The sequence below is a fragment of the Mesorhizobium sp. M7A.F.Ca.MR.362.00.0.0 genome (genome assembly GCF_004023175.1).
GTDB lineage: Bacteria > Pseudomonadota > Alphaproteobacteria > Rhizobiales > Rhizobiaceae > Mesorhizobium.
This window is the reverse complement of record NZ_RZTF01000366.1, coordinates 1-6,489: the sequence shown is the minus strand read 5'-3', so window position 1 is coordinate 6,489 and position 6,489 is coordinate 1. Positions and strand designations below refer to the sequence as shown.

The following is a 6,489-nucleotide window of genomic DNA, read 5'->3' as shown; positions in this document are numbered from 1 at the left end:
CGGTCGCCGCGCTGACCACGCCGCCCTCGGCGACGAACGCACCGGCGATTTCCGCTCCGGCCGCAGGCACACCTGCCGCGGCAGCGCCCCCCGCTACAGGTGCCGCCCCCGCAACGCCGCCTGCCAACGGAGCTGCCCCGGCAGCGCCGCCCGATGCTGCCGGCACGCCGCCCGCACCGGCAGCTGCGCCTGCGGAAACCGCTCTGCCTGTCGGCCAGAAGGCGATCTTCTACGAGGAGCGCACCAGCACCGCCCAGGGCTCCGCCGAGCCCGGCAATATCGTCTGGTCGCTGGTGCAGGAATCGCCCGGTGGCGACCTGCCGCCGGAGCCGGCGATCCGTGCCGAGGCCACCATTCCCGGCAAGGACATCCAGTTGCGCATGACCATCCGCCGCAACACCGATCAGACACTGCCGGCCAGCCATATCATCGAGATGATCTTCCTGACGCCCGACGGTTTCGAGGGCGGCGGTGTCGACAACATCCTGCGCGTCGCCATGAAGGGTTCGGAACAGGATGCCGGCAGCCCGTTGATCGGCATTCCGGCGAAGATCGCCGACGGCTTCTTCCTCGTCGCGCTCAACGATACCAAGGCCGACGAAGACGCCAACATGACCCTGCTTCGCGGCCAGGACTGGATCGACGTACCGGTCGTCTACAAGACCGGACGGCGGGCACTGCTGACCATGGAAAAGGGCATTCCCGGCGAGAAGGTGTTCGACGAGGCGATCAAGGCCTGGCAGGCCAAGACGGCTGGCTGAGAAGGAGCAGTTCAGAAGCCTTGGAACAGCATGTCGAGCGCGGCGACGATGTCGTCGTGGTGCCTGGAAAGGCTTCCCTCTGGATCCGGCAATTCCGAGGCAGAGAAGGCTGACATAAACTGGGTGACCATCACATGATCTTTGCCGTTTATGGTGAAGGTCGGGTTTAATCGGCGACCAGGAACCGGGGCTATCTTGGGCGGCATCAGCGGAATGATGATCCTGGTGCTTAGTCCTTCAAGAAGGTCTGATTGCACGTCGAGAAGATAACCGCCGCCCGCGGCATTCCTATAGAAATCATAACGCGCCATCAGAACGGCCGGTGTTTGGCCAGTGGCAGTCCGTTGCGTCTGACATACTCATTGGAGCTGTCGATGGCTTCCTTATTTTCTTCCTGCCATCGGCGCGTTTTTTCTGCCGAGATTGCTTTTGCAATGCCCTCTTCGGCGGCGCGTGAGATATTGATGCCCAAAGCTTTCGCATCGCTGATCAACCGAGAGTCGATGGACGTATTCACAGATTGTCGCTGAGGTTTTGACGTCGATTGAAGCATAAAGATCGCCTCCTTTCATGCGCATAATCTAGGCGCATAAAAGCCCCCACGCAATCCTTCACCCTTCCATTTCCTCGCGCAACATCTCCAGCTCCAGCCATTCTTCCTCGAGCGCCGCCAGCGTAGCGCGCTCCTTGTCGAGGGCGGCGATCGTCTTTTGGAACGAGGCGGGGTCGCGTTCGTAATAGGCCGGATCGGCGATATTGTTCTCAAGCCTTGAGATCGACGCCGCCACAGCTTCGATTTTCTTGGGCAGCGATTCCAGCGCGAATTTCTGCTTGAACGACAGTTTCTTCGCTGGTCCCTTTGGCGCAGCCGCTTCACTTCTGGTCGTCACTGGCGCTTCGCCGTTCTCGGCCTTCGCGCGCGCCTTGCGGTCGTCCAGCCGGGTGCCGCCGCGCTGCGCCAGCATGTCGGAGTAGCCGCCGGCATATTCGATCCAGCGGCCGTCACCATCCGGTGCGATCAGGCTGGTCACGGTGCGGTCGAGGAAATCGCGGTCGTGGCTGACCAGGATGACGGTGCCGGCGAAACCGGCGACCAGTTCCTGCAGCAGTTCCAGCGTCTCCATATCGAGATCGTTGGTCGGCTCGTCGAGCACCAGAAGGTTTGCCGGTCGCGCCAGCACGCGCGCCAGCAAGAGCCGCGCCCGCTCGCCGCCGGATAACTCGCGCACCGGCGTGCGCGCCTGCTCCGGCTTGAACAGGAAATCCTTCATGTAGGAGACGACGTGGCGCTGCTCGCCATTGATGACGAGGTTCTCGCCGCGCCCGTCGGTGAGATATTGCGCCAGCGTCTCCTGCGGGTCGACCGCCTCGCGCTTCTGGTCGAGCGTGGCGATCTCCAGATTGGTGCCGAGCCGCACCGAACCGGCGTCCGGCTTCATCTCGCCGGTCAGCATCTTCAAGAGCGTCGTCTTGCCGGCGCCGTTCGGCCCGACCAGGCCGACGCGATCGCCGCGCTGGATGCGGGTCGAAAACCCCTTGACCACGGTTAGATCGCCAAAGCTCTTCTCGATGTTCTTCGCCTCGATCACCAGCTTGCCGGACTCGGCGGCGTCGCTCGCCACCATGGTCGCCGACCCTTCGGCACCGCGATGGCCGCGAAAACGCTGGCGCATGGTCTGCAACTCGCCGAGCCGGCGCATGTTTCGCTTGCGCCGCGCCGTCACGCCGTAGCGCAGCCAATGCTCTTCGCGAACGATCTGGCGGCCGAGTTTATGCTGCTCGCGCTCTTCTTCCTCCAGGACTAGGTCGCGCCATTCCTCGAAATGGCCAAAGCCCTTGTCCAGCCTGCGGGTCTGGCCGCGATCGAGCCAGATGGTGGCGCGCGACACACGTTCGAGAAAGCGGCGGTCGTGCGAGATGACGATCAGTGCCGAGGAGGTGCGGATGAGTTCTTCTTCCAGCCATTCGATGACCGAGAGGTCGAGATGATTGGTCGGCTCATCGAGCAGCAGGATGTCTGGCTCCGGCGCCATGACGCGGGCAAGGGCAGCACGCCTCGCCTCGCCGCCCGACAGATCGTTCGGACGTTCCTCACCCGACAGTCCGAGATGCTCCATCAGATAGCTGGCGCGGTAGGGATCGTCGGCAGGGCCAAGCCCGGCCTCGACATAGGCGCGGACAGTGGCAAAGCCCTCCATGTCGGGCATCTGCGGCAAATAGCGGACAGTTGCCGAAGGCTGGCGGAACACCTCGCCGTCCTGCGGCTCGATCAGGCCAGCGGCGATCTTCAGCAGGGTCGACTTGCCCGACCCGTTGCGGCCGACCAGTGCGATCTTGTCGCCGGCCGAAGCCGTCAAGGCGGCGCCGTCGAGCAGCGGCGTGCCGCCGAAGGTCAGTTTTATCCCGTCGAGGTTGAGAAGAGGCGGGGCCATGTCAGCTTTCAGGTAAGGGATAGGGATGAGCGAGCAGCATCGCGCGGCCATGGCCGAGCGCGATTTCGAGGCGGCCCTTGATCTCGTTGGAAATGGTCAGCGACGAACCGAAGGCCACCTTGACGTGGTTCAGCGGCCATTTGGCGCCGGTGACGGTCAACCCGGCAAGCTCGGAAAAGCCGAGCACCGAAAACAGCGTGCCATCGGCATAGTCGAAGCCGGCCGTTCCGCGCAGCAGGGGAATGCCTTCCTGGGCGCCGCTGGTCAGGAGCACATCGGTCCCTGCTTCGGCCAGGCGCAAGGCAAGCGCCAGATGCAGGAAAGCGTGGTCGGCTCGCTTGCCGCCGAAAGCACCTGCTAGCACCAGGCGGGTCGCGCCGCGCTCGAGTGCGGCGGCGATGGCAAGTTCGCCATCGGTCTGGTCCTTTTCCGCCGGGAAGGTCCGGCGCGGCACGGAAGCGAGATCGTCCGGCAGGTTCGCCGGCACGGAATCGAAATCACCCACCCACAGCTCCGGCACGAGGCCCAGCAACTGCGCATGGCCTATGCCGGCGTCGGCGGCGATGACGCGGGAGCCTTCGACCTGACGGTCGAGCCGTGGCGTGCGGATGAGATCGCCGCCAAGCAGGATGGTGAATGTGCTCATATCGTGTGGCCCTTACCAGCCCGGCACGGGAAACGGAAGGCGGCAAACTCCCACTTGCGTGGCGGATCGGCCCGGCCTATGTGTCGAAACGCTCTAACGGGGTGCCGGACGCGATCTTCGCGGACCGGCTGAGAGGCAGTCTCGCCAACCCGCTGAACCTGATCCGGTTTGTACCGGCGGAGGGATTAGACGTTTCGGACAGTCCGACGCCTCAATTCCTTTCAATTCGAACGAAGGAGGCGCCGATGCGCACGCTTTTATACGCTCTTGTTTCAGCAACGGTCGTGGCCTTGTCCGGACCGGCCTTGGCCAAGGACAAGCTCACCGTCTACACCTATGAGAGTTTTACCGCCGACTGGGGCCCGGGTCCCGTGGTGAAGAAGGCGTTCGAGGCCGAATGCGGCTGCGATGTCGAGTTCGTCTCGGTCGCCGACGGCGTCGCGCTGCTCAACCGCGTCAGATTGGAAGGCGCATCGACCAAGGCCGATATCGTGCTTGGCCTCGACACCAATCTCACCGCCGATGCCAAGGCGTCAGGCCTGTTCGCGCCGCATGGCACGGTGGCCGACGTCAATGTACCGGGCGGCTGGAGCGACGACACTTTTGTCCCCTTTGATTACGGCTATTTCGCTGTCGTCTACGACACCGAGAAGCTGAAGAACCCGCCGAAAAGCCTGAAAGAGCTGGTCGAAGGCAGTGCCGACGACAAGATCGTCATCCAGGATCCACGCACCTCGACGCCGGGCCTCGGCCTGCTTCTGTGGGTCAAGTCGGTTTATGGCGACAAGGCGCCGGAGGCCTGGGCCAAGCTCAAGCCGAAGGTGCTGACCGTGACGCCGGGCTGGAGCGAGGCCTATGGGCTGTTCACCAAGGGCGAGGCGCCGATGGTGCTGTCCTACACGACGTCGCCGGCCTATCACATGATCGCCGAGAACACCGGGCGCTACCAGGCCGCCTCCTTCGAGGAGGGCGAGTATCTGCAGATCGAGGTGGCGGGTATCACCACGACGGGAGCCAAGAATCCGCTGGCGGCCAAGTTTATGGCCTTCATGACCGGGCCTAAATTCCAGGATGCCATTCCCGAGACCAACTGGATGTTCCCGGCCGGCAAGACCGACAAGCCGCTCAATCCGGCCTTTGATAAACTGGTCAAGCCGACCAAGACCTTGCTGTTCAGCCCGCAAGAGGTCGCTGCCAATCGCAAGGCCTGGGTCGATGAATGGCTTGCGGTGATGAGCAAGTAGGGCGCGAGCCGCGTCGCATGTTTGCGCCAAGCCGCCCCCCTCTGGCCTGCCGGCCATCTCCCCCTCAGGGGGGGATATCGGCAGCTTTATCGCCTCTCTTAGTCCTGCCACTCTTGAGAATAGCGAAGGCGGCTGAGTGCGCAATCTCCCCCCTTGAGGGGGAGATGTCCGGTAGGACAGAGGGGGGTGGGCTCGGCCTTCGCCAGATATTCCCCTCGATCAATACCCGTCGCAGGGTTGGATAGCGCGAGATGCGTACGCGCCATCCAGCCGATCCCCGCGTCAGCGCCGGCATTGTCGCGCTTGCCGCGATCGCGCTGCTGATCGGCGGCGCGTTTGCCGGCCTGCTTTTCGAGGGCGCCCATGATTTCTCGGGCGCCTGGGCAGCCTTCGATCCCTATCTGCTTCGCGTCATTCGCTTCACGCTCTGGCAAGCGGCGCTCTCGACGCTGCTTTCGGCCATCCCGGCGCTGTTCGTGGCGCGGGCTCTGTCGCGACATCCACGTTTCTTCGGCCGCGCCTTCATCCTGCAGATCTTCGCCGTGCCGTTGGCGCTGCCGGCTATTGTCGCAGCGCTCGGCATTCTGGCGCTTTATGGCCGTGCCGGCTATTTCGCCGGCGTGCTTGCCCTGATCGGCGGCGGAAGCTGGCCGTGTATCTATGGCCTGTCCGGCATCCTCGTCGCCCATGTCTTCTTCAACCTGCCGCTGGCGACGCGGCTGTTCCTCGAGGCGCTGCAGACCATACCGGCCGACCAATGGCGGTTGGCGAGCCAACTCGGCATGGCGGCGCGGCCGGCGTTCCGGCTGATCGAATGGCCAACGCTGCGCGCCGCACTGCCCGGCGTCGCCGGGCTTGTGTTCATGCTCTGCATCACATCCTTCACGATCGTGCTGACGCTCGGCGGCGGGCCGGCCGCGACGACGCTGGAGGTCGGCATCTACCAGGCGCTGCGCTTTGATTTCGATCCCGCGCGGGCCGTTACACTGACGCTGTTGCAGATTGCCCTGACCTTTATCGTTGTGCTGGCCCTGACGCGCCTGGGCGCCAATGTGGTCGGCGACACCAATTTGCCGGTCGCGCAACGTCGGTATCTCTCAGTCCATCGGAGCGAGACCTGGTTGAACGCGCTACTCATCATCCTGGCGCTGCTGTTCGTCGTTGGGCCGATGGCGGCAACCGTGATGGCCGGGTTGGGTGCGGATCTCGGCCGGTTGGCCGGTGAGGCCACTGTCCGGCAGGCAACGCTGACCAGCGTGGTGCTGGCCTTCCTGTCGGCACTGCTCTCGGTGATGCTGTCGCTGGCGCTGACCATGGCGCGGCGGGCACTGGCGCTGAACCGCCGTGCCGGCGCAAAGACACTGCTCGAACACGCTGCCGATACAGGCTCCGGCTTTGTCCTTGTC

The 6,489-nt window shown here is 64.0% G+C and carries 6 protein-coding genes, 1 pseudogene and 1 riboswitch; of the genes and pseudogenes, 3 read left to right on the top strand and 4 right to left on the bottom strand.

The window, feature by feature from the left end; all coding sequences use genetic code 11:
• Nucleotides 1-761: pseudogene (locus tag EOC06_RS30095) on the top strand (hypothetical protein); the annotation flags it as partial.
• Between the two features lie 11 nt (nt 762-772).
• Here EOC06_RS30095 and EOC06_RS30090 read toward each other — a convergent pair.
• Genes EOC06_RS30090 through EOC06_RS30075 form a run of 4 tightly spaced genes read right to left on the bottom strand, consistent with a single transcriptional unit; the run spans nt 773 to nt 3,839 of the window.
• Nucleotides 773-1,072 (bottom strand): CcdB family protein, encoded by a 300-nt coding sequence (locus EOC06_RS30090; RefSeq protein WP_127270146.1) that lies wholly within the window; start codon nt 1,070-1,072, stop codon nt 773-775.
• Nucleotides 1,072-1,314: a type II toxin-antitoxin system CcdA family antitoxin gene (locus tag EOC06_RS30085; RefSeq protein ID WP_127270148.1), complete on the bottom strand. Its 243-nt coding sequence runs from the start codon at nt 1,312-1,314 to the stop codon at nt 1,072-1,074. The genes EOC06_RS30090 and EOC06_RS30085 overlap by 1 nt, the downstream gene beginning before the upstream one ends.
• 58 nt (nt 1,315-1,372) lie before the next feature.
• Nucleotides 1,373-3,193 carry an ABC-F family ATP-binding cassette domain-containing protein gene (locus tag EOC06_RS30080; protein ID WP_128309505.1) on the bottom strand — a complete coding sequence of 607 codons (1,821 nt, stop codon included), beginning with the start codon at nt 3,191-3,193 and terminating at the stop codon, nt 1,373-1,375.
• A 1-nt stretch (nt 3,194) separates the two neighbouring features.
• Entirely contained in the window at nt 3,195-3,839 is a 645-nt protein-coding gene (locus tag EOC06_RS30075) for a thiamine diphosphokinase (protein ID WP_128309504.1), read from the bottom strand.
• A gap of 87 nt (nt 3,840-3,926) precedes the next feature.
• Nucleotides 3,927-4,041: riboswitch (TPP riboswitch) on the top strand.
• A gap of 43 nt (nt 4,042-4,084) precedes the next feature.
• On the opposite strand from EOC06_RS30075, the gene thiB reads away from it, so the two are divergent.
• Together thiB and EOC06_RS30060 are read left to right on the top strand one after the other, a co-directional pair.
• Nucleotides 4,085-5,083, top strand: a complete 999-nt coding sequence (gene thiB / locus EOC06_RS30070) for a thiamine ABC transporter substrate binding subunit (protein ID WP_127318666.1) — start codon at nt 4,085-4,087, stop codon at nt 5,081-5,083.
• A 251-nt stretch (nt 5,084-5,334) separates the two neighbouring features.
• Nucleotides 5,335-6,489: ABC transporter permease subunit (locus EOC06_RS30060; protein WP_128309503.1), on the top strand; the 1,155-nt coding region annotated here is incomplete at its 3' end.